The sequence below is a fragment of the Xanthomonas citri pv. citri genome (assembly GCF_000961215.1).
Classification (GTDB): Bacteria; Pseudomonadota; Gammaproteobacteria; order Xanthomonadales; family Xanthomonadaceae; genus Xanthomonas; species Xanthomonas cissicola.
Genome location: NZ_CP008998.1, coordinates 1272634 through 1296113 on the forward strand (window position 1 = coordinate 1272634; position 23480 = coordinate 1296113).

23 protein-coding genes and 1 tRNA gene are annotated in these 23480 nt (G+C 64.5%); 22 read left to right on the top strand and 2 right to left on the bottom strand.

Translation table 11 applies throughout. The features are described from left to right. Positions 1-230 precede the first annotated feature (230 nt). Entirely contained in the window at positions 231-806 is a 576-nt protein-coding gene (locus AMD14_RS06210; RefSeq protein ID WP_033485135.1) for a Maf family protein, read from the bottom strand. Between the two features lie 111 nt (positions 807-917). On the opposite strand from AMD14_RS06210, the gene AMD14_RS06215 reads away from it, so the two are divergent. The 14 genes from AMD14_RS06215 to AMD14_RS06280 all read left to right on the top strand — a co-directional run bounded on the left by AMD14_RS06215 (position 918) and on the right by AMD14_RS06280 (position 12264). Continuing rightward, entirely contained in the window at positions 918-1427 is a 510-nt protein-coding gene (locus AMD14_RS06215) for a YceD family protein (protein ID WP_005913909.1), read from the top strand. 97 nt (positions 1428-1524) lie between these two features. Continuing rightward, a complete protein-coding gene (gene rpmF / locus AMD14_RS06220; protein WP_003483870.1) occupies positions 1525-1719 on the top strand; it encodes a 50S ribosomal protein L32 in 195 nt (64 codons plus the stop codon). 90 nt (positions 1720-1809) lie between these two features. Beyond that, positions 1810-2787 carry a beta-ketoacyl-ACP synthase III gene (locus AMD14_RS06225; protein ID WP_011050716.1) on the top strand — a complete coding sequence of 326 codons (978 nt, stop codon included), beginning with the start codon at positions 1810-1812 and terminating at the stop codon, positions 2785-2787. Positions 2788-3028: 241 nt separating this feature from the next. Next, positions 3029-3469, top strand: a complete 441-nt coding sequence (locus AMD14_RS06230) for an MEKHLA domain-containing protein (RefSeq protein WP_005913914.1) — start codon at positions 3029-3031, stop codon at positions 3467-3469. Between the two features lie 282 nt (positions 3470-3751). Further along, on the top strand, positions 3752-4696 hold the full coding sequence (gene fabD / locus AMD14_RS06235; RefSeq protein WP_011050718.1) for an ACP S-malonyltransferase: 945 nt from the start codon (positions 3752-3754) through the stop codon (positions 4694-4696). Between the two features lie 82 nt (positions 4697-4778). Then, positions 4779-5522, top strand: a complete 744-nt coding sequence (gene fabG, locus AMD14_RS06240; RefSeq protein WP_011050719.1) for a 3-oxoacyl-ACP reductase FabG — start codon at positions 4779-4781, stop codon at positions 5520-5522. 204 nt (positions 5523-5726) lie between these two features. Continuing rightward, positions 5727-5966 carry an acyl carrier protein gene (gene acpP, locus AMD14_RS06245; protein WP_002814322.1) on the top strand — a complete coding sequence of 80 codons (240 nt, stop codon included), beginning with the start codon at positions 5727-5729 and terminating at the stop codon, positions 5964-5966. Positions 5967-6107: 141 nt separating this feature from the next. Continuing rightward, positions 6108-7343: a beta-ketoacyl-ACP synthase II gene (gene fabF / locus AMD14_RS06250; protein ID WP_005913923.1), complete on the top strand. Its 1236-nt coding sequence runs from the start codon at positions 6108-6110 to the stop codon at positions 7341-7343. Positions 7344-7509: 166 nt separating this feature from the next. After that, on the top strand, positions 7510-8865 hold the full coding sequence (locus AMD14_RS06255) for an aminodeoxychorismate synthase component I (RefSeq protein ID WP_005920500.1): 1356 nt from the start codon (positions 7510-7512) through the stop codon (positions 8863-8865). A gap of 60 nt (positions 8866-8925) precedes the next feature. Further along, on the top strand, positions 8926-9999 hold the full coding sequence (mltG, locus tag AMD14_RS06260; RefSeq protein WP_005928095.1) for an endolytic transglycosylase MltG: 1074 nt from the start codon (positions 8926-8928) through the stop codon (positions 9997-9999). Further along, positions 9996-10955 carry a DNA polymerase III subunit delta' gene (locus tag AMD14_RS06265; RefSeq protein WP_011050720.1) on the top strand — a complete coding sequence of 320 codons (960 nt, stop codon included), beginning with the start codon at positions 9996-9998 and terminating at the stop codon, positions 10953-10955. The genes mltG and AMD14_RS06265 overlap by 4 nt, the downstream gene beginning before the upstream one ends. Beyond that, positions 10952-11305 (top strand): PilZ domain-containing protein, encoded by a 354-nt coding sequence (locus AMD14_RS06270; RefSeq protein ID WP_003483889.1) that lies wholly within the window; start codon positions 10952-10954, stop codon positions 11303-11305. Before AMD14_RS06265 ends, AMD14_RS06270 begins: the two co-directional genes overlap by 4 nt. Before the next feature lie 164 nt (positions 11306-11469). Continuing rightward, positions 11470-11544 (top strand) — tRNA-Val (locus AMD14_RS06275). A 393-nt stretch (positions 11545-11937) separates the two neighbouring features. Then, positions 11938-12264, top strand: coding sequence for a hypothetical protein (locus tag AMD14_RS06280; RefSeq protein ID WP_015462931.1), 327 nt, complete (start codon positions 11938-11940; stop codon positions 12262-12264). 232 nt (positions 12265-12496) lie between these two features. On the opposite strand, the gene prpR is transcribed toward AMD14_RS06280, so the two are convergent. After that, entirely contained in the window at positions 12497-14113 is a 1617-nt protein-coding gene (gene prpR / locus AMD14_RS06285) for a propionate catabolism operon regulatory protein PrpR (RefSeq protein WP_041127157.1), read from the bottom strand. A 127-nt stretch (positions 14114-14240) separates the two neighbouring features. Here prpR and prpB point away from each other — a divergent pair, with 127 nt between their 5' ends. The 8 genes from prpB to AMD14_RS06315 all read left to right on the top strand — a co-directional run bounded on the left by prpB (position 14241) and on the right by AMD14_RS06315 (position 23469). Then, positions 14241-15137: a methylisocitrate lyase gene (gene prpB / locus AMD14_RS06290; RefSeq protein WP_003483895.1), complete on the top strand. Its 897-nt coding sequence runs from the start codon at positions 14241-14243 to the stop codon at positions 15135-15137. Between the two features lie 75 nt (positions 15138-15212). Then, positions 15213-16367, top strand: coding sequence for a bifunctional 2-methylcitrate synthase/citrate synthase (gene prpC, locus AMD14_RS06295; RefSeq protein ID WP_003483896.1), 1155 nt, complete (start codon positions 15213-15215; stop codon positions 16365-16367). A 145-nt stretch (positions 16368-16512) separates the two neighbouring features. Then, positions 16513-19104, top strand: a complete 2592-nt coding sequence (gene acnD, locus AMD14_RS06300; RefSeq protein ID WP_011050723.1) for a Fe/S-dependent 2-methylisocitrate dehydratase AcnD — start codon at positions 16513-16515, stop codon at positions 19102-19104. Between the two features lie 85 nt (positions 19105-19189). Beyond that, positions 19190-19432 (top strand): type II toxin-antitoxin system ParD family antitoxin, encoded by a 243-nt coding sequence (locus tag AMD14_RS06305; protein WP_015462933.1) that lies wholly within the window; start codon positions 19190-19192, stop codon positions 19430-19432. 20 nt (positions 19433-19452) lie between these two features. Next, entirely contained in the window at positions 19453-19605 is a 153-nt protein-coding gene (locus AMD14_RS24565) for a type II toxin-antitoxin system RelE/ParE family toxin (protein WP_180324513.1), read from the top strand. Next, a complete protein-coding gene (locus AMD14_RS24845) occupies positions 19602-19745 on the top strand; it encodes a hypothetical protein (RefSeq protein WP_157312935.1) in 144 nt (47 codons plus the stop codon). Before AMD14_RS24565 ends, AMD14_RS24845 begins: the two co-directional genes overlap by 4 nt. Before the next feature lie 93 nt (positions 19746-19838). Next, positions 19839-21038 (top strand): 2-methylaconitate cis-trans isomerase PrpF, encoded by a 1200-nt coding sequence (gene prpF, locus AMD14_RS06310; protein ID WP_011050725.1) that lies wholly within the window; start codon positions 19839-19841, stop codon positions 21036-21038. A 214-nt stretch (positions 21039-21252) separates the two neighbouring features. Beyond that, a complete protein-coding gene (locus AMD14_RS06315) occupies positions 21253-23469 on the top strand; it encodes a TonB-dependent receptor (RefSeq protein ID WP_003483908.1) in 2217 nt (738 codons plus the stop codon). Positions 23470-23480: the final 11 nt, after the last annotated feature.

Below are 23480 nucleotides of genomic sequence, written 5' to 3' on the forward strand. Positions count from 1 at the left end.
TGCATGCGCCACGCGTGCACTGCTGTTCCTGCTCGCCGCCGACACCCACATGGCGACCGCGCGCGACGTGTTATTGGTCGCTTCGAAAGTTAGGTGCGAGCCGGCAGCCTGCGCGCGTTTGCGGGGACACGCAGTTGAGGCTGGAATTCGAGCGCGCGCGTGTTCCAGCAGGCCACGTGCGGCCCTACAAATTGGTCCGCCAAACACGCAGTGCTGATCCGTGGCTTACCTCAGGGAATCTGGAATCCCGCCTGCCGCAGCAATCTTGCCAGCGCGATCATCGGCAGGCCCACCAGGGCGGTGGGATCTTCCGAGCGGATCGCGTCGAACAGGCTGATGCCGAGGCCTTCGCATTTGAAGCTGCCGGCGCAATCCAGGGCTGGTTCGGCGTCCAGGTAGCGTTCGATCTCGACGACCGTCAGCGCGCGAAGTTGCACCTCGGTCAGGTCCAGCGCGTGCAGCTGGCGCTCCGGGCCGACCAGGCTGACGGCGGTATGGAAGCGCACGGTCTGGCCAGACATGGCAGTCAGCTGCATCCGGGCCCGCTCGTGCGTGCCGGGTTTGCCCAGCGCCTGGCCGTCCAGGTCGGCGACCTGATCCGAGCCGATCACCCAGGCGTCAGGGAAGCGGGCTGCCACCGTGGCGGCTTTTTCCACGGCCAGGCGGCTGGCCAGTGCGCTCGGGGATTCGCCCGGCCGTGCCTGCTCGTCGACCTCCGGCCGGACGGTGTCGAAGTCGAGCTGCAGGCGGCCGAGCAGCGCGCGCCGATAGACAGACGTGGAAGCAAGGATCAGGCGTGGCATCATGGGGCCGCTGCGAGGGGGGCAGGGGAGTCTGCCGTCCTGCGGGCCGCGCGGCAATCGCATGAATTGGGTCATTTGACAGGGCTGCCGCGGGTCTTTAACATTCTGCGGCTTATGTCCGCGAACGTGCCCGAAATGCTGGATGCTTGGCGGATGGTCGCAGCGCGCAGGCGCTTCGATGGCCGCATCCCGCTATCTGCGATGACCCGTTTGCAGGGAAGCCTTGTCGATACCGACGGCGAATGTGTCTATTCGCTTCAATTCGATCAAGACCCTCTGCTCAAGGTCGCCTATGTCGAACTCAGTATCGATGTGGAGCTTCCGCTGGCCTGCCAGCGCAGCCTGCAACGCTTCCTGTATCCGGTGCAAATCAGACAGCGTCTTGGTTTGATCCGTGACGAGGCCGACGAAGCTGCATTGCCGGCCGAGTACGAAGCGTTGCTGGTGCCGGAAGATGGCATGCTGCGGGCCGTCGACATGATCGAGGACGAGCTGGTGCTCTCAGTACCGGTGGTGCCGGTGGCGCCGGGTAGCGAAGCGATCGACGCCGAATGGGTTCCGACCCAGGAAGAGCAAGACAGGGCCAGTCCGTTCGCGGCGCTGGCAGCGTTGAAGAAACAGTAACCGCCGCTGTTAAGGGCGGTAAGACAGGTCGACGCGGGCGTAGAGCGTGCTGTTCGACTCAACAGACAAGTTATCGAACTAAAGTTGGAGCAATCCCATGGCTGTGCAGAAATCCCGTGTCACCCCGTCCCGCCGCGGCCAGCGTCGTTCGCACGATGCCCTGACCGCCAAGCAGCTGTCGACCGACCCGACCAGCGGCGAGATCCATCTGCGCCACCACATCACCGCTGACGGTTACTACCGCGGCAAGAAGGTGATCGCGACCAAGTCGTCGGCCGTCCAAGAAGATTGATCCGTGGCGCCCGCCGCGTTCGGCGCGGCCGGGTGACTCTCGCTTCTTCAGGAGCCGCCGATCACCGCGGCTCTTGCAATAGGGAACAGTATGAGCAAGCGGATCTATTCCAGAATCGCGGGCACGGGTAGTTATTTGCCCGAAAAGGTGTTGACCAACGACGACATGTCGAAGATTGTCGACACCAGCGATGAATGGATCTTCTCGCGCACTGGCATCCGTGAACGTCACATCGTCGCCGACGACCAGACCACCAGCGATCTGGCGTATTTCGCCTCGCTGAGGGCGATGGAAGCGGCCGGTGTGACCGCCGATGAGATCGATCTGATCGTCATCGGCACCACCACCCCTGACCTGATCTTTCCGTCGACCGCCTGTTTGCTGCAGGCCCGACTGGGTAACATCGGTTGCGGTGCGATGGACGTCAACGCTGCATGCTCGGGTTTTGTCTACGCGCTCAGCGTGGCCGACAAGTTCGTGCGCAGTGGCGACGCCAAGACCGTGCTGGTGGTTGGCGCAGAAACCTTGACCCGCATCGTCGACTGGACCGATCGCACCACCTGCGTGCTGTTCGGCGATGGCGCCGGCGCGGTGATCCTCAAGGCCGACGAAGAGACCGGCATCCTCAGCACCCATTTGCACGCCGATGGCAGCAAGAAAGAGCTGCTGTGGGACCCGGTGGGGGTCTCGGTGGGATTCGGCGAAGGCAAGAATGGCGGCGGTGCATTGCTGATGAAGGGCAACGACGTCTTCAAGTATGCGGTCAAGGCGCTGGACTCGGTGGTCGATGAGACCCTGGCGGCCAGTGGCTATGACAAGCACGACCTGGATTGGCTGATTCCGCATCAGGCCAACCTGCGCATCATCGAAGCCACTGCCAAGCGGATGGAGTTGCCGATGGAGCAGGTGGTCGTCACCGTAGATCGCCATGGCAACACGTCGTCTGCCTCGGTGCCGCTGGCGCTGGACGAAGCGGTGCGCTCCGGTCGCGTGCAGCGCGGCCAGTTGTTGTTGCTGGAAGCCTTCGGTGGCGGGTTTACCTGGGGCTCGGCGCTGCTGCGCTACTGACGGTTCTGCTTCCTGCGCCAGGTAGACGCGCACGTCCACTCAGGCGGATTCGTGCATGGCGGGGACACTCGTCTTCCCTTGCGGTGGGGGCAGGCTTGCCTCCTGGTGCCCGGTGTACGTTTTCGGGGGCGCTTGAAGTCCGCCAAGTGCAGCGCACGTTTTTAGGTCGCGTGATTCGCTCAATGCGACCAGTTTGCGGGCTAGCGCGTCGGACAAGCCGGCCGGCAAGTAAATTCAGCGCATGCACCCCGCCCACGATCCTGTCTTCGTCGCCTTGCTCACCGGCAGTTACCAGCGGTTTGCAGGCCGCCCGCTGGTTGCAGATCGACAGATCGAGCCCGATTGGCTGTATCACGATGCGCCGTTCGCCCTTCTTGCGCACGATACCGCTGTAGACCCGCGGTTTGTCTATGCGAACCAGGCGGCACAGCGCGTTTTCGGCTACAGCTGGGGCGAGTTCGTTGGCATGCCTTCGCGGCTATCGGCAGAATTGCCGGAACGAGCGGAACGTCAGCGTTTGCTCGACGCGGTCGCCCGCGATGGCGTCGTCACGGACTACGCGGGTGTGCGGATCGCGAAAGATGGTTCCCGCTTCCGGATCGCCGAAGGTGTGGTCTGGCAACTCGTCGATGAGGATGGGGTGCTGCATGGACAAGCGGCGACATTCCCGCTGCCAGGCTAGACGAAGCGCAAGCGGCAGCACCGGCTGCGCCCGACCCTTCGGCTTCCTCGCCGGCCTTGCCGGCGCTGGTGCGCCGCCTTGGCCGGCAGCGCTTTCACTATCGAACCCGAACGGCGGCGCGTCAGCGTCACTGCTGCCGTTGTGCGCCCGGCCCGACCAAGCCCGGTGTGCGGTTTTGCGACGTCGCGACACAGTCGCGTGGCCTTCTGCATACGCGGCAGTACAGACGCCGGGGCGATTTCGCACGTATGATCCCGGCTCGATTTTTGTAGGCAGCAACGCGTGACCGAATCCACTCTCGCCTTCGTGTTTCCCGGCCAGGGCTCGCAGTCCTTAGGCATGCTGGCCGAACTGTCCGAACTGCACCCGCAGATTCGCGAAACGTTCGCCGAAGCCTCCGAGGGCGCTGGCGTCGACTTGTGGGCGTTGTCCCAGGGCGGCCCGGAAGAAATGCTCAATCGCACCGAATACACCCAGCCCGCCTTGTTGGCTGCGGGCGTTGCGGTGTGGCGTCTGTGGACTGCCCAGCGCGGGCAGCGCCCGGTGCTGCTGGCGGGACACAGCCTGGGCGAATACACCGCGCTGGTCGCGGCTGGCGCCTTGTCGCTGCACGACGGTGCGCATCTGGTGCGGTTGCGCGGCCAGTTCATGCAGGCTGCGGCACCGGCGGGCGTCGGCGCGATGGCTGCGGTGCTGGGCGCCGAAGACGCCGTGGTGCAGGAGGTCTGTGACCAGGCGTCCGGCAGCGACGTGGTGGTGCCGGCCAACTTCAATTCGCCCGGTCAGATCGTGATCGGCGGCCACGCTGCGGCGGTGGATCGCGCGCTGGGGCTGCTGGCCGAGCGCGGCGTGCGCAAGGCGGTCAAGCTGGCAGTGAGCGTGCCCTCGCACACCCCGCTGATGCGCGAAGCCGCCAATCAGCTCGGCGAGGCGATGGCCGGGCTGACCTGGCACGCCCCGCAGATTCCGGTGGTGCAGAACGTGGACGCGCGCGTGCATGAGGGCAGCACCGCCATCCGCCAGGCCTTGGTGGAACAGCTCTACCTGCCGGTGCAATGGACCGGCTGCGTGCAGGCGCTCGCCAGCCAGGGCATCACCCGCATTGCCGAATGCGGCCCGGGCAAGGTGCTGAGCGGGCTGATCAAGCGCATCGACAAGAGCCTGGATGCGCGGCCGCTGGCAACGCCCGCCGACTATGCCGGCGCGCTCGACGCGTGGGCGCACTGATCCAACGCCGCTGCCGGTCGTGCCGGCATCCCTCGACGTTCGCGGCCACGGTTGCGGCGTCCCCCATCGAGGAACAGCAATCATGAGCAAGCCCCTGCAGGGCGAAATCGCCCTCGTCACCGGCGCCAGCCGCGGCATCGGTGCGGCCATTGCCGATACCCTGGCCGCCCATGGCGCCACGGTCATCGGCACCGCCACCTCGGCTTCCGGCGCTGCGGCGATCGGCGAGCGTCTGGCCGCCCACGGCGGACACGGTCGTGAACTGAACGTCACCGACGCGGCTGCAGTCGATGGCGTGATCGATGCCATCGGCAAGGAGTTCGGCGCCATCTCGATCCTGGTCAACAACGCCGGCATCACCCGCGACAACCTGTTGATGCGGATGAAGGACGACGACTGGCAGGCGATCATCGACACCAACCTGACCAGCGTGTTCCGCACCTCCAAGGCGGTCATGCGCGGCATGATAAAGGCGCGCAAGGGCCGCATCATCAATATCGCCTCGGTAGTGGGTGTGACCGGTAATCCTGGGCAGACCAACTATGCCGCCGCCAAGGCCGGCATCATCGCGTTCTCCAAATCGCTGGCCAAGGAAATCGGCTCGCGCGGAGTGACCGTGAATGTGGTGGCGCCCGGTTTCATCGATACCGACATGACCAAGGCGCTGCCGGACGAGGCCAGGACCGCCTTGCTGCAGCAGATTGCGCTGGGTCATCTGGGCGAGCCGGAAGACATCGCCAATGCGGTGGCGTTTCTGGCCGGCCCGACGGCCCGCTACATCACCGGTGAGACCCTGCACGTCAACGGTGGCATGTACATGCCGTAAGCGCGCGGCGCCGGGAGGCGCTAAGTGGCTGATCGGCCGGGAGTTGTGATGCAATGCAAGGCCCGGTCGCTTCCACTACACTATCCAACGCGGCCATCGCAGCGCCGATGGCGTTTTGTGAGTCCCTCACAGGAGCACCGCACATCCGTGTGCGGGGATCCTAAAACTCGAACCACCACTACTCCAGCTGGAGCGATATCCCCAATGAGCACCATCGAAGAACGCGTCAAGAAAATCGTCGTCGAACAACTCGGCGTCAAGGAAGAGGAAGTCACCACCAGCGCATCGTTCGTCGATGATCTGGGTGCCGACTCGCTGGACACCGTCGAGCTGGTGATGGCGCTGGAAGAAGAGTTCGAGTGCGAGATCCCGGACGAAGAGGCCGAGAAGATCACCTCGGTGCAGCAGGCGATCGACTACGTCAAGGCTCACGTCAAGAGCTGATGCGTTGTTCCTGATCGTGGCGGCGTGCATCAAGCCGCTGCCGCATCAGACATTCCATGGGGCCGCTGATGCGGCCCTGTGTTTTTCAAGTGTCACCCGCAAACCCCAAGCACCGTCCGTTCCGTGGTGAGGAGATCTGCAATGAGTCGTCGTGTTGTCGTTACCGGCATGGGCATGGTGTCGCCGCTGGGCAATGATCTGGCCACCAGCTGGGACGGAATCGTCCACGGCCGCTCAGGCATTGGCCCGATCACGCAGATCGATGCCTCGCAGTTCACCACCAAGATCGCCGGTGAAATCAAGAATTTCGACCCCACGCTTTTTGTGTCCGCCAAGGACGTCAAGAAGATGGATTCGTTCATCCACTACGGTGTCGGCGCCTCGTTCATGGCGCTGGACGATTCCGGACTGGAAATCGACGAAAGCAATGCCGAACGCGTGGGCGCCATTCTCGGCTCCGGCATCGGCGGGCTGCTCGGCATTGAAGAGCAGACCATCAAATTCCATGAGGGCGGCGCGCGCAAGATTTCGCCGTTCTATGTGCCCAGCACCATCATCAACATGCTGCCCGGCCAGGTGAGCCTGATCAAAGGCCTGAAAGGCCCGACGTTCTCGGCTGTATCGGCCTGCGCCACATCCAACCATTCGATCGGCACCGCGATGCGCATGATCCAGCACGGCGATGCCGATGTGATGCTGGCTGGCGGTGCCGAGCGCGGTTCGTCGCCGAGTTCGGTGGGCGGCTTTTGTGCGATGAAAGCGATGTCCACCCGTAACGACGACCCGGCCGGCGCGTCGCGGCCGTGGGACAAGCAGCGCGATGGCTTCGTGCTGGGCGACGGCGCCGGCGTGCTGGTGCTGGAGGAGTACGAACACGCCAAGGCGCGTGGCGCACGCATCTATGCCGAGCTGGTCGGCTTCGGCGCCAGTTCCGATGCGTTTCACATGACCGCCCCCAGCGAAGACGGCGAGGGCGCGGCGCGCAGCATGGCGGCAGCGATGCGCGACGCCAAGCTCAACCCCGAGCAGATCGGCTACCTCAACGCGCACGGCACCTCCACGCCGCTGGGCGATCTGGCCGAAACGATGGCGATGAAGCGCGCGCTGGGCGATCACGCCTACAAGACCATGGTGAGCTCGACCAAGTCGATGACGGGGCATCTGCTCGGCGCGGCCGGCGGTGTGGAAGCGATCTTCTCGGTGATGGCGCTGCACACCGGCATCATCCCGCCGACCATCAACCTGGAAGAGCCAAGCGAAGGCTGCGACCTGGATTACGTGCCGAACGTGGCGCGCCAGGTGCAGGTGGATGCGGTGATGTCCAACGGCTTCGGCTTTGGCGGCACCAACGGCACGCTGGTGTTCAAGCGCGTTTGACCCCGCATATCGGTCGCGTGGCGTCATCGGCGCGCGACCTGCCTGGCTGTCGCATGCACTGCCGGCTTGCGGGTTGATGTTCAATCCTGCGATCAACCGTTGATCCACTCCTCGCGCGTGCTGCGTACGGCAGCGGTGCGTCCGTATCTCACGCCATGCCGGACCGATGACGCTTACCCGATCACTGCACGCGGACATCGACCTGCTGGCGCTGCATCGGCTGTCACCGCAACGCTATCCGGCCCTGCTGGAGTCCAGCGCTTCCGGCACCGAGCATGGTCGCTGGGATGTGCTGCTGCTGGCAGAGGGGCCATGCCTGCGGCTGGATCCGGACGGATGTACGCGCGATGGCGCTGGGCGGTTGCTGGAGGGCGGCTTTCTGGCGGCGCTGGATGCCGCCTGGCAGGCCGAGCGCGTGCCGCACGACGCGGCAAGCCCATGGCCGTTTCGCGGCGGTTGGGCAGTGCTGCTGGATTACGAACTTGCCGCGCAGGTCGAGCCGATTCTGCAACTGCCCACGCGCCGCGACGGCGTGCCCACCGCGCTGGCCTTGCGCGCGCCGGCAGCGGTGCTGCGCGATCGCCTGCACGGGCGCTGTGTGGCGCTGGCAGAGCCGGGCCGCGAGGAGTTGTTGCAGCAGATCGGCGACGACCTTGCTGCCTGCGCTGCACTGCCGCCGCTGCCTGCCTGGGCCGGGCCGCTTGCGGTGGACGAAGAGGCCCCCGAGCGTTTTACCGGGGCAGTGGAGCGCGTGCTCGATTACCTGCGTGCCGGCGATGTCTTCCAGGCCAATATCTCGCGCGCCTGGCACGCGGCATTCGCTGCGGTGGTCGATCCGGCCGCGTTGCATGCGCGCCTGCGTGCGGCCAATCCGGCGCCGTTTGCCGGCCTGTTCGTTGCCGCCGGGCGTGCAGTGGCCAGTTCCTCGCCAGAGCGGCTGGTCTCGGTACAGGGCGATGTGGTGCAGACGCGCCCGATCGCCGGCACCCGCGCGCGGTTTGCCGGGGACGACGATGCCGCACGTATCCGGGAGCTGGTCGGGCATCCGAAGGAGCGCGCCGAGCACGTGATGCTGATCGATCTGGAGCGCAACGACCTGGGCCGCATCTGCGCGCCGGGCACCGTGGAGGTGGACGAGTTGATGTGCGTGGAGAGCTATGCGCATGTGCATCACATCGTCAGCAACGTGCGCGGGCGTCTGCGCGCCGGGGTAACGCCCGGTGAGGTGATTGCCGCGGTGTTTCCCGGTGGCACCATTACCGGTTGCCCGAAGGTGCGCTGCATGCAGGTCATCGCCGAGCTCGAACAAACTGCGCGCGGGGCCTATACCGGTGCATTCGGCTGGCTCAATCGTGATGGCGACATGGATCTGAATATCCTGATCCGCACCGCCGAGGTGGCCGGTCACCATGTGCATTTCCGCACCGGTGCCGGGATCGTGGTGGATTCGGATCCGCAGCGCGAGCTGGATGAAACCCGCGCCAAGGCGCGTGGCGTGTTGCGTGCGATCGAGCAGACATGAGCGCTTCAACGGGACATCACCGGCGCGCGGTATCCTGCGCGGCGCAGGGGCAATGACGAGGTGGGTGTGGCGGTGACTGGCAAACGCGGATGTCTGGCCGTGCTGGGTACGGTAGTGCTGCTCGTAGCGCTGCTGGCGATTGCCGCCGTGGTGGCGTGGCGGCATTACCTGCACTTCGCCGATACCCCCGTGCCTGCGAGCGCGCCCAGCGTGGTGATTGCGCCCGGCGATTCGCTCAAGGCTACATTGCGCAAGCTGCGCGCTGCCGGCCTGGCGCAGGGCACCGAGCTGGAATGGCAGCTGCTGGCGCGCCAGGTCGATGCGGCCGGCAAGCTCAAGGTGGGCGAGTACGCGCTGTCGCCAGCGCTGTCGCCGCGCGAACTGCTGACGCGCATGCGCCAGGGGCGGGTGATCCAGTACCGCTTCACGATCGTGGAAGGCTGGAATTTTCGTCAGCTGCGCGCCGCACTGGCGACCGCCACGCCGCTGCAACATTCCATCGATGCGCTGGACGATGCGGCACTGATGGCCCGGCTGGGAGTTGCCAGGCAGCATCCGGAAGGGCGCTTCCTGCCGGAAACCTATGTGTACCAGCGTGGCGACAGCGATATCGATGTACTCAAGCGCGCGCATGCGGCCATGGACAAGGCATTGGCGCAGGCCTGGGAGCAGCGCGCCCCGAACCTGCCACTCGCCTCGCCGGAGCAGGCATTGATCCTGGCCTCGATCATCGAAAAAGAAACGGCCCTGGCCTCCGAGCGCCCGCTCATCGCCGGGGTGTTCCTGCGCCGCTTGCAGCTGGGCATGAAGCTGCAGACCGACCCCACCGTGATCTACGGCATCGGCAGCAGCTACGACGGCAATATCCGTCGCCGCGACCTGACCACCGATACGCCGTACAACACCTACACCCGTACCGGCCTGACGCCGACGCCGATCGCCATGCCGGGCCGCGAGGCGCTGCTGGCGGCGGTGCGGCCGGCGCCCGGCGAGGCGCTGTATTTCGTGGCGGTGGGCGATGGCACCGGGGCGCACGCGTTCTCGGCCACGTTGGCCGAACATAACGCAGCGGTGGCGCGCTATCTGCAGCGCCGCCGGCTGCCGAGCACGCCGCAGACGGAGCCTATGCCATGACCGCCGCATTTTCGCCCTGGCAGCAGCGCGCCTTCGACCAGACCGTGGCTGCACTGGATGCGGGGCGCCTTGGACATGGGTTGCTGATCTGCGGCCCGGAAGGTCTGGGCAAGCGTGCCGTCGCCCTGGCCCTGGCCGAGCACGTCCTGGCCAGCTCGCCAGACCCGGCACTGGCGCAGCGCACGCGCCAGCTGATTGCCGCCGGTACCCATCCGGACCTGCAACTGGTCTCGTTCATTCCCAATCGCACCGGCGACAAGCTGCGTAACGAGATCGTCATCGAGCAGGTGCGCGAGATTTCGCAGAAGCTCGCGCTGACCCCGCAGTACGGCATTGCCCAGGTCGTGATCGTCGACCCGGCCGATGCGATCAATCGCTCGGCCTGCAATGCCTTGCTCAAGACCCTGGAAGAGCCGTCGCCGGGGCGCTACCTGTGGTTGATCAGCGCGCAGCCAGCGCGTCTACCGGCGACCATCCGCAGCCGCTGCCAGCGCCTGGAATTCAAGTTGCCGCCTGCGCACGAGGCGCTGGCCTGGTTGCTCTCGGAAGGTGTGAGCGAGCGCGCCGCACAGGAAGCGCTGGACGCCGCGCGCGGCCACCCCGGTCTGGCCGCGCAGTGGTTGCGCGAAGATGGCCTGGCCGTCCGGCGTGCGGTTGCGCAGGATCTGGAGCAGATCGCCAATGGACGCGCCGGCGCAGTCGATGTCGCGCAGCGTTGGACCAACGATGGCCAGGCCGACCAGCGCCTGCGCCATGCCGCCGATCTGGCATTGGCACAGGCATCGGCCGGCTTGACCGATCCATCGCGGTTGCACAAGCTTGCGACCTGGTTCGACGCTGCCAACCGCACCCGCGATCTGCTGCGCACCACCGTCCGCGCCGACCTGGCGGTGACGGAATTGTTGCTGTCCTGGCGCGAGGGAGAGCGCCAGCCACGTTCTAGGGGAACTCGATGAGTGCAATGAATGCACGCCAAGGCATTTTGTCGCTGGCGTTGAAAGACAAGCCAGCGCTCTACAGCGCCTACATGCCGTTCGTGAAAGGCGGCGGCATCTTCGTGCCCACGCCCAAGCGCTACATGTTGGGCGATGAAGTCTTCCTGCTGCTGACCCTGCCGGACTCCAGCGAGCGTCTTCCGGTCGCCGGCAAGGTCATCTGGACCACGCCTGCCGGCGCACAGGGCAACCGCGCCGCCGGCATCGGCGTGCAGTTCCCCGACGGCCCGGAAGGCGAGGCGGTGCGCAACAAGATCGAGACGCTGCTGGCCGGATTGACCACCTCGGACAAGCCGACGCATACGATGTAAGCGGCAGAGGCGCGGCAAGACGGCAGCGAGGCTTGCGGTGGAGCCGCTAGGTCATCGCGGCAGACCGGTGCGATGGAGGTGCCATCTCGCTGGCGTGCAAGAGGGCAAGTAAACAATTGTTGACGACCGCCGCCGCTGCCCTATAATGTGCGGCTCGCGTCACCGGGCGGTTAGCTCAGCGGTAGAGCATTGCCTTCACACGGCAAGGGTCACAGGTTCGAACCCTGTACCGCCCACCATTGAAATCCAGGCATTCCATGGGTTTCGACGCGAAGAAGACAGCCGGCCATGCGCCGGTTTTTTGTTGTCTTCCGCCATCCTGCAAAGCCTTCTCTATCGGCCACCTCATCAGGTGGTAGGCCGCAGACGCGATCAACCATGTTGAATGCATGGCGTTGCAATGGACGAACCTGGCTGACCGCAATTGCCGACGCCATCCGTCGTGACAACGCAGTTGGGCGATCAGCACGATGCCATCGTCGGCTGTCTAGACGATCCGGTGCTCGTCATTGCTGGTGGGCGACAGGTGCATTCAAGCCGCCGATGGCTTGGTCAATCGCTTGTGTCTGCTTGTTGCGGGCTCAGCAAGGACTTGCCATCCTTCGATGCCCCGCGTTGAAGAAGGTGTAGCGATGAAGGCGCCGCTTGGAAGTGCTCTGGTTGCGATGGCGTTGCTGGCTGGCTGTGCCCGCGATGTGGGCGAGCAGTACGTGGGCAAGTGGGTCGATGTGAAGTCGGAAAAGCACGTGCTGAGCATCGAGCACAATGGCGAAAGTTTCATCATTCGCGACACCCAGCCGGAACTGTTCGGCAATGGCGTCAAGACGCGCAATCATCCGGCGCTGCTGACCAAGGGGGTGCTGCAGGTGTCCAACGGGGTCGGCACGGTCAACTACGCGATCGATGAGGCGACCGGCAAGCTGAGCACGGGCGATACCGAATACACGCGGGTGAAGTGACGGCGAGACGCTTGGTCAACGGCATGCGATGGGCGTGCGGCGCTGCGGTAGGCGAGGTGATCGATTCACCAGATAGCTGCCTCATGTCGTTTGGATTGCGGCGCATACGGCGATGAGCGTGGGCTGCGCATCCATGCGCTGAGTGCGCCATACCATGCCTTCACTTACCGCCTGAGTGTGGAAGTCATGCATGCATGGGTCGCCTGACCAGTCGTGTAAGTTCGCGCTTGCCCTATGCACGCGCCGCCGCCTGCGCCTGCATCCAGCGCCACAGCGTGGTGCGCGAGACGCCGAGCGCTTGCGCGGCAAGGGCGCGGTTGCCGTTGGCGCGGTCGAGCGCGACGCGGACTGCACTGGCAGTGAGCTGCAGGCGAGAGGTCGCTAAATCGGCATGCTCACGTGGTGCGCCGCGGTTGTCGGCAGGCGTATCGAATAATTCCGGCGCCCAGCGTTCGAGTTGCTCCAGGCTCAGGCTGTCGTGCGCTTGGGCTTTCCAGTGAATGCACAGGCGTTCGACCAGGTTGCGCAGTTCGCGCACGTTGCCGGGCCAGGTGTGTTGCTGGAGGCGTTGCAATGCAGCTGGCGATAGCGGCGATGGAATGCTGCCGAGTTGCTGGAAATAATGCGCAAGCAATAGGGCGATGTCGTGGTGGCGGTCTCGCAACGGCGGTAGTGCAATGCGCAGCGCGGCAAGGCGATAGAACAGGTCGCGGCGGAAGCGGCCTTGTTCGACCAACTGCTGCAGTTCCTGCAGGCTGGCGGCGACCACGCGCACGTCGATCGCAACGGGTATGGTTGCGCCGACACGCAGCACTTCGCGCTCTTCCAATACGCGCAATAGCCGCGTTTGCAGCGGCATCGGTAACTCGCCGATTTCGTCGAGGAATAGCGTGCCGTCCTGCGCGGTTTCGATCAGGCCGGTGTGGCCGCCGCGGCGGGCTCCGGTGAAGGCGCCGTCGCTGTAGCCGAACAGTTCCGCCTCCAGCAACGATTCGCTGATGGCGCCACAATTGATCGCCACGAAACGGCCGCGGCGGCGACTGCCGGCATGCAGTTGACGCGCGACCAGTTCTTTGCCGGTGCCGGTTTCGCCGCTGATCAACACGGTGCCGGCATGCGGTGCGTACAGCTGCACCAACTCGCGCACGTGCAGCATTGCGCTGTCGTCGCCCAGCAGGGCGTCGGCCCGTCGTGCGCGGCGCGTGGCGGTACGGCCGGCAACGCGATCCGTGCCTGGAGCAGTGCCCAGCGTGATGGCCTGTTCCAGCGCATGACGCACCGAATCGGCCGAATACAGCAGCACGCCAGGCAGCCCGGCCTGCTCGGCGAAGTCGATCGCCATGCCGGTGCCGACAATGACCTGGATGCCGCTGGCGCGCAGATCGGCGATGCAATCGCGTGCGTCTTCGGCGGTGACGAAACGGCGGTGTTCGATCTCCAGGTCGAAGCTGTGCTGGAAGGCGTGAAACGACGGCACATCGGTGGCATGGGTGACCACGCCGATGCGCGGCGCAATGCGGCGCGCCCGCGCCAGCGCTTCCATCAGATCGAACCCGGTGGCCTGGATGGGCGCCAAGGGCAGCGCGAGCCGGCTGCGCAGGTACGCTGCATTGGATCCGCCCGCCACCAGCGCGTCGCAGCGCTCGCGTCGCAGCCGCTGGCCGATGACCTCGACCGCTTCGGCAAAGCCGAGGTTGATCTGCTCGATGCGTGCGCGCTGGTCGAACTCGGGGATGACATCGGCCAGCAGGCCGGTCAGGCGCGAGACGCTGACGGTCCAGATGATGGGCAAGGAAGCGTCCGCGGTTTCCGGAAGAGTAGGGCTGCGCATGACGTTGTCGCGTTTCAAGAGTGTTTCAGCGTGAATCATTCGTTGCAATTTTGCAACAATCGATGCCCTGGGTGGTATGAAAATCAACGAGTTACGCTTGGCATGGTGTTTGCGGCTGCACGGTCATCCCATCCAAGGAACCGCCATGACGTTCTCGTCCGCTCCCTCTGCCGGCACGCGGTTTCGCGCCGCACTGGCTGCCGAATCGCCGCTGCAGGTAATCGGCGCGATCAATGCCAACCATGCGCTGCTGGCGCAGCGCGCAGGCTATCAGGCGATTTATCTGTCAGGCGGCGGCGTGGCGGCCGGGTCGCTGGGGTTGCCGGATCTGGGCATCAACACGCTGGAAGACGTGCTGATCGACGTGCGCCGTATCACCGACGTGTGCGAGCTGCCGCTGTTGGTGGATGTGGACACCGGTTTTGGCCCGAGCGCATTCAACATCGAGCGCACCATCAAGTCGCTGATCAAGGCGGGCGCGGGCGGTTGCCATATCGAAGACCAGGTTGGTGCCAAGCGCTGCGGTCACCGGCCGGGCAAGGAAATCGTGAGCCAGGGCGAGATGGCGGATCGGGTCAAGGCCGCAGCCGATGCCAAGACCGATGCGGCGTTCTTCCTGATTGCGCGTACCGACGCAATCCAGATGGAAGGCGTGGAGGCGGCGATCGAACGCGCCATCGCCTGCGTGGAAGCGGGTGCGGACGGCATCTTCGCCGAAGCCGCCTACGACCTGGATACCTACAAGCGTTTTGTCGATGCAGTGCGCGTGCCGGTGCTGGCCAACATCACCGAGTTCGGCAAGACCCCGCTGTTTACGCGCGACCAGCTGGCGCAAGCCGGCGTGGCGATCCAGCTGTTTCCGCTGTCGGCATTTCGCGCCGCCAACAAGGCGGCTGAGGCGGTTTATACGGCGATTCGGCGCGACGGTCATCAGCAGGGCGTGCTGGACAGCATGCAGACGCGCGAAGAGCTGTACGAACGCATCGGCTATCACGAGTACGAGCAGCGGCTGGACGCGTTGTTTGCGCGCGAAGGCGCATGATGACGCGTTGCTGATCATCTTCATTGCCACCTCGCACGCCATACCGCGACACCACACAGTTTGGGAGCTCATCGCATGAACGACACTGCCACTCCTGGTTTCAAGCCGAAAAAGTCCGTCGCCTTGTCCGGCACTGCTGCCGGTAACACGGCCCTGTGCACGGTGGGGCGCAGCGGCAACGATCTGCATTACCGCGGTTACGACATTCTCGATCTGGCCACCACCAGCGAGTTCGAAGAGATTGCGTATCTGCTGGTGCACGGCAAGCTGCCCAACCGCGGCGAGCTGCGCGGTTACAAGGCTAAGCTGCGCTCGCTGCGCGGCGTTCCGGCTGCGGTCAAAACCGCGCTGGAACAGTTGCCTCCGTCGGCGCATCCGATGGACGTGATGCGCACCGGCGTGTCGGTGCTGGGCTGCCTGCAGCCGGAAAAAGACGACCATAACCACCCTGGTGCGCGCGACATCGCCGACAAGCTGATGGCCTCGCTCGGTTCGATGCTGCTGTACTGGTATCACTACAGCCACAACGGCAAGCGCATCGAGGTAGAGACCGAGGACGATTCCATCGGCGGGCATTTCCTGCACCTGCTGCATGGTTTCGCGCCCAAGGATTCGTGGGTGCGTGCGATGCATACCAGCCTGATCCTGTATGCCGAGCACGAATTCAATGCGTCCACCTTTGCGAGCCGCGTGATTGCCGGGACCGGCAGCGATATGTACAGCGCCATCGCCGGTGGCATCGGTGCGCTGCGTGGGCCCAAGCATGGCGGCGCCAACGAAGTGGCGTTCGAAGTGCAGAAGCGCTACGACACCCCGGACGAAGCAGAAGCCGATATCAAGGCGCGCGTGGAACGCAAGGAAGTGGTGATTGGCTTTGGGCACCCTGTGTACACGGTATCGGATCCGCGCAACAAGGTGATCAAGGTGGTGGCGCGCGAGCTGTCCGATGAACAGGGCAGCCGCAAGATGTACGACATCGCCGAGCGTTTGGAGAGCGTGATGTGGGACATCAAGAAGATGTTCCCGAACCTGGATTGGTTCAGTGCGGTGAGCTACCACATGATGGGCGTGCCGACAGCGATGTTCACCCCCTTGTTCGTGCTGGCGCGCACAGCCGGCTGGAGCGCGCACATCATCGAGCAGCGCGTGGACGGCAAGATCATTCGCCCCTCGGCCAATTACACCGGGCCGGAAGATCAGGTGTTCGTGCCGCTGGATCAGCGTTCTTGAGTCGCTATGAGGGCGATGCCGGCCCTCATTGCCTTATTCCCTGGTTTCCCCGTTCCCTCATCCGCCCTTCGGGCACCTTCTCCCGCTTGCGGGAGAAGGACAAAGTGAATGCAAACTCCTCGGCCGCCTTGTGATATCGCCAGCCATGAATAGCCAGTACCGCAAGCCCTTGCCGGGCACCTCGTTGGATTACTTCGATGCACGCGCTGCCGTCGATGCGCTGCAGCCCGGTGCGTATGCGACCTTGCCGTACACCGCACGCGTGCATGCCGAGAACCTGGTGCGGCGTGCAGAGCCGCAACTGCTGGAGGCGTACCTGCGGCAGTTGATCGAGCGCAAGCGCGAGCTGGATTTCCCGTGGTTTCCGGCACGTGTGGTGTGTCACGACATCCTGGGCCAGACCGCATTGGTCGATCTTGCCGGCTTGCGCGATGCCATTGCCGAGCAGGGCGGCGACCCGGCACAAGTCAATCCGGTGGTGCCGGTGCAGTTGATCGTGGATCACTCGCTGGCAGTGGAATACGCCGGCTTCGACAAGCAGGCGTTCGCCAAGAATCGCAGCGTGGAAGATCGCCGCAACGCCGATCGCTTCCACTTCATCGAATGGACCAAGCGTGCGTTCGAGAACATGGAAGTGATTCCGCCAGGCAACGGGATCATGCATCAGATCAATCTGGAGAAGATGTCGCCAGTGATCTACACGCTCGATGGCGTGGCGTTCCCGGATACCTGTGTGGGCACCGACAGCCACACGCCGCATGTGGATGCGCTGGGCGTGATCGCGGTGGGCGTCGGCGGGTTGGAAGCGGAGAACGTGATGCTGGGCCGCGCCTCGTGGATGCGCCTGCCGGACATCATCGGCGTGGAATTGACCGGCCGGCCGGCGCCTGGCATCACCGCCACCGACATCGTGCTGGCATTGACCGAATTCCTGCGCGCGCAACGCGTGGTTGGGGCGTATCTCGAGTTTTACGGGGATGGTGCGCGGGCGCTGACCATCGGCGACCGCGCGACCATTTCCAACATGACGCCGGAATTCGGTGCGACGGCGGCGATGTTCTCTATCGACCAGCAGACCATCGACTACCTGCGGCTCACTGGTCGCGACGATGCGCAGGTCGCATTGGTGGAGACCTATGCGCGGCATACCGGCCTATGGGCAGACGATCTGGCCACCGCGCAGTACGAGCGCGTGCTGCAGTTCGATCTGGCGAGCGTGGTGCGCAACATGGCCGGGCCGTCCAATCCGCACAAACGCGTGGCCACCACCGCACTGGCGGATCGTGGCATTGCCGGTGCGTGGGAGCAGGTGCCGGGGAAGATGCCCGATGGCGCAGTAATCATCGCAGCGATCACCTCGTGCACCAATACCTCGAACCCGCGCAACGTGATTGCTGCCGGTTTGCTGGCGCGCAATGCCAATGCGCGTGGCTTGACCCGCAAGCCGTGGGTGAAAAGCTCGCTGGCTCCGGGATCCAAGGCAGTGCAACTGTACCTGGAAGAAGCCGGGTTACTGAGCGAGCTGGAACAATTGGGCTTCGGCATCGTGGCGTTTGCCTGCACCACCTGCAATGGCATGAGCGGGGCGCTGGATCCTGCGATCCAGCAGGAAGTCATCGATCGCGATCTGTATGCCACGGCGGTGCTGTCGGGCAACCGGAATTTCGATGGGCGCATCCATCCGTATGCCAAGCAGGCGTTTCTTGCTTCGCCGCCGCTGGTGATTGCCTATGCCATTGCCGGCACCGTGCGCTTCGATATCGAGAAGGATGTGTTGGGCATCGACGCCGACGGCGTGCCGGTCACGCTCAAGGATCTGTGGCCGAGCGATGCCGAGATCGACGCAGTGGTGGCGCGCAGCGTCAAGCCGGAACACTTCCGCAGCGTGTACGACCCGATGTTCAAGCGCAGCGCGGGGCAGGGGATCAGCGTGAACCCGTTGTACGAGTGGCGCCCGGCCAGCACGTATATTCGGCGCCCGCCGTACTGGGAAGGCGCCTTGGCCGGCGCGCGCACGCTGCTCGGCATGCGCCCGTTGGCCGTGCTGGGCGACAACATCACCACCGATCACCTGTCGCCGTCGAACGCGATCATGGCCGGCAGTGCCGCCGGGCAATATCTGGCGCAAATGGGCGTGCCGGAGGAGGACTTCAATTCCTACGCCACCCATCGCGGCGACCACCTCACCGCCCAGCGTGCGACGTTTGCCAACCCCAAGTTGATCAACGAAATGGCGGTGGTCGATGGGCAGATCAAAGCCGGCTCGCTGGCCCGGCTGGAGCCGGAGGGCCAGGTGCTACGCATGTGGGAGGCGATCGAAACCTATATGACGCGCAAGCAGCCGTTGATCATCATTGCCGGCGCCGATTACGGGCAGGGCTCGTCGCGCGACTGGGCAGCCAAGGGTGTGCGGCTTGCCGGTGTGGAAGTGATTGTCGCCGAAGGCTTCGAGCGGATTCACCGTACCAACTTGATCGGCATGGGCGTGCTGCCGCTGGAGTTCAAGCCGGGCACCGACCGCAGGACCTTGGGCATCGATGGCAGCGAAACTTTCGACGTGGTGGGTGAGCGCACGCCGGGCGCCACGCTGACGTTGTCGATCCATCGGCGTGATGGCGAGCAGCTGCAGGTGCCGGTGACCTGCCGACTGGATACTGCAGAGGAAGTGTCGATTTACGAAGCCGGTGGCGTGTTGCAGCGGTTTGCGCAGGATTTTCTGGAAGCCTCGGCTGCCTGAGAGCGCTGATTGAAACGCCCCAGTCGGCTTGCACCTGCCGAACGGGGCGCGCACACTTTGGCAATCTTTGCCATCCGGAGGCGGTATGGCCACCATGAACATTTCTTTGCCTGACGAGCTCAAGCAGTTCGTCGATCAGCAGGTGGCGGAGCATGCTTACGGTTCCAGCAGCGAGTACTTACGTGAGTTGATTCGCAAGCAACGCGATATCGAACAGCTGCGTGGTGTGTTGCTTGGTGGAGCGAACTCCGGACCGGCAGTGGCGGCCGAGGCTGGCTTCTTCAACGCGATGCAAGCGCGTGCCAACGCGCGTGCCGGCGAGCAGTGAAGCCTGCGCACTGGCGTCCGTTGGCGCTGCGCGATGTCGAGGCCGCAGCCGCGTGGTACGGCGAACAGGCGGGGCTGGAGGTCGAACTGGCGTTTGTCGACGCACTGGTATCGGCGGTCGACATGCTCGTGCAGCATCCTAGCGCTGGTGCAAGTCGCTATGCGGTGATGTGAAGCTGCAGGATGTGCGCGTGTGGCCGCTCGACGGATTTCCCTACCTACTTTTCTACGTTGAGCGTGATGCCAGCATTGTGATCTGGCGTGTGCTGCAGATGCAGCGCGACCTCCCCGCATGGATGAGCGAAGCACAATGAACTGCATAACGCACGCGTGGTGCTGAGCGCTTGCACTGCTGCAATCGATATCCCCTTTGCTGCGACTCCATCCAGTGAGCTAACCGAGGTTCCATGCCGCATCTTCCCCAACTCCGCATCCCCGCCACCTACATGCGCGGGGGCACCAGCAAAGGCGTGTTTTTCCGTCTGCAGGATCTGCCGACCGCCGCGCAGCAGCCGGGGGCTGCACGCGATGCGTTGTTGTTGCGGGTGATCGGCAGCCCGGATCCGTATGCCAAGCAGATCGATGGCATGGGCGGGGCCACATCGAGCACCAGCAAGAGCGTGATCGTGTCGGCCAGCACGCGCGATGGGCATGATGTGGACTACCTGTTCGGGCAGGTGTCCATCGATAGCGCGTTCGTGGATTGGAGCGGTAACTGCGGCAATCTGTCGGCGGCGGTGGGGCCATTCGCCATCGCCAGCGGCTTGATCGATCCCGCACGCGTGCCACGCGATGGTGTGGCCACGGTGCGGATCTGGCAGGCCAATATCGGCAAGACCATCGTGGCGCATGTGCCGATGACCGGTGGGCTGGTGCAGGAGACCGGCGACTTTGAACTGGATGGGGTGACCTTTCCGGCGGCGGAAGTGCAGCTGGAATTTCTCGACCCGGCCGACGATGCCGAAGGCGACGGCGGGGCGATGTTTCCCACCGGCAACGTCATCGATCAACTGGAGATTCCCGGGCTGGGCACGCTCGATGCCACGCTGATCAATGCGGGCATTCCCACCATCTTCGTCAACGCGCGCGACCTGGGTTACACCGGGACCGAGCTGCAGGACGCCATCAATGGCGACCCGCGCGCCTTGACCATGTTCGAGACATTGCGCGCGCACGGTGCGGTGCGGATGGGTTTGATTGCGAAGGTGGAAGACGCCGCGACGCGGCAACACACGCCCAAGGTCGCCTTCGTGGCACCGCCGGCCGACTACACCGCGTCCAGCCGCAAGCCGGTGCACGCGGCAGAAATCGATCTGCTGGTGCGTGCGATGTCGATGGGCAAATTGCATCACGCGATGATGGGCACTGCAGCAGTTGCGATCGGCACCGCTGCGGCCGTGCCGGGCACGCTGGTCAATCTGGCTGCCGGCGGTGCGGCGCGCTCGGCGGTGCGATTCGGGCATCCGTCCGGCACCTTGCGGGTCGGCGCGCAGGCGCAGCTGGTCGAGGGCCAGTGGCAGGTGACCAAGGCGCTGATGAGTCGCAGTGCGCGGGTGTTGATGGAGGGTTGGGTCAGGGTGCCGGCGCCTGTTGCCGAGGTTGGATAAGCCTGTAAAGGGGGATATGGCCAGCGCCGCTAACGGAGCTTCCCACTTGCCGTCGTATAAATCGCAAGACTGCGTTGCATTAATTAGAACACGTTTTCGAATTCCGGAAACTTTTTCGCACGCGCTCTGCCATATTTGTGTAAATCGTGTTAATTCTGTTGCGCCGCGGCACGCAGGCCGGGCCGCCCCGCCACCAGAATCCGGAGTTCTTCCCATGTCCGCCAGCCGGTCGCTCAAGATCAGCGCGCTTGCCGTTGCCGTCGTTTCCCTTCTTCCGCTCCATGCTGTTGCCCAGCAGACGCCCAGCGACGACGGCGTCGTACGTCTGGATGCGGTCAAGGTCACGGTCGAGCGGCGTTCGGAAGACTCCAAGGACGTGCCGGTATCGGCATCGGTGTTGCGTCCGGAATTCCTGGATGCCATCTCCACCAGCGGTTCGGACATCCGCGTGCTCGCCGGCAAGGCGCCCAGCCTGAACATCGAATCGTCCAACGGCCGTGTGTTCCCGCGCGTGTACATCCGCGGCTACGGCAATACCGACTTCAACACCTACGCCTCGCAGCCGGTATCGTTGATCTATGACGACGTAGTGCAGGAAAACGCGTTCCTGAAGGGCTTCCCGATCTTCGATCTGGAAGGCCTGGAAGTGCTGCGCGGCCCGCAAGGCACGCTGTTCGGCCGCAACACGCCGGCAGGCGTGGTCAAGTTCAATTCGGTCAAGCCGACCATCGGCGCCAATGACGGCTACGCCAGCCTGTCCTACGGCACCTACGGCACCATGACCCTGGAAAGCGGCCTGAGCATCGCGATGGGCGACCATTGGGCGGCGCGTCTGTCCACGCTGGGCCAGCGCCGCGACGACTGGGTGGAAAACCGCGACGGCCGCGATCTGGAAGGCTATACCGATTCGGCCGTGCGCCTGCAGCTGCTGTACCAGGCCAGCGACGACTTCAGCGCGTTGTTCAATGCGCATGCGCGCCATCTGGACGGCACCGCGCGCCTGTTCCGCGCCAACATCATCCAGCCCGGTACCAATCAGCTGGTGGATGGCTTCGATGCGGATAAGTCCTTCATCGACGGCGCCAACCGCCAGGAACTGCAGACCTACGGCGGCAGCGCCAACCTGAGCTGGGATCTGGGCGACATCGCGCTGCACTCGATCACCGCATACGAAGGCATCGGCAAGTACTACAGCCGTGGCGATATCGACGGTGGCTTCGGTGCGGTGTTCGCACCGCCGTCGGGCCCGGGCGTGATTCCGTTCCCGGTGGAAACCGCCGGCGGCATCAAGAGCCTGGATCAGTACAGCCAGGAAGTGCGCGCCGAATCGCAGTACGACGGCCCGCTCAACTGGCAGGCCGGCCTGTACTACTTCCATGACGATGTGGAAGGCGAAAATTACACCTACAACACCCTCAGCGGCGGCGATCTGGCCAGCTACCAACTGACCCGCCAGCGCAATACCTCCTGGGCGGCGTTCGGCTCGTTGAACTACGCGGCCACCGACCGCTTGAACCTGCGCGCCGGTATCCGCTACACCTACGACAAGAAGACATTCGACGTGCTGGCGCTGGACCGCGTCACCCTGGTCGAACCGTCCAGCGGGCAGACCGACAACTCCAAGGTCACCGGCGATCTGGCGGCAACCTTCTCCATCAACGACGACGTCAATGTGTATGCACGTGCCGCACGCGGTTTCCGCGGCGCCAGCTTCGGCGTGCCGTCGGGCACCGCGCCGCTGACCGTGGCCGAGCCGGAGACGGTGGATTCGTTCGAGCTCGGCATCAAGTCGGACCTGTTCGACAACCGCGCGCGCCTGAGCTTCGATATCTACGATTTCCGGGTGAAGAACCAGCAGCTCACGGCGGTGGGTGGTGCGTCCAACGACGTACGTCTGCTCAACGCCGACAAGACCAAGGCCCGCGGTGCGGAGTTCGATTTCGAAGCCTTGCTGACCCAGAACCTGCGCGTTACCGCAGGCGGCGCCTACAACTGGACCCGCATCGACGACCCGAACCTGTCGGTGGGCATCTGCCGCACCTGCACCGTCACCGACCCGATCAATGCGGCCGGCCGCGCAGTGATCGACGGCAACGATTTGCCGCAGGCGGCGAAGTGGATGGCCAACGCCACCCTGCGTTACGGCATTCCGATGGGCAACGACGGCGAGCTGTTCTTCTACACCGACTGGTCGTACCGCAGCGAGGTGAACTTCTTCCTGTACGACTCCAAGGAATTCACCGGCCAGCCGCTGGTCGAAGGTGGCGCCAAGATCGGCTACAACTGGGGCGCGGGTGCGTACGAGTTGTCGGTGTTCTGCCGCAACTGCACCAACCAGATCCGCGTGACCGGTGCGATCGACTTCAACAACCTCACCGGCTTCATCAACGACCCGCGCATCGTGGGTGCGCAGTTCCGCGCCAACTTCTGATCGGCGCTTTG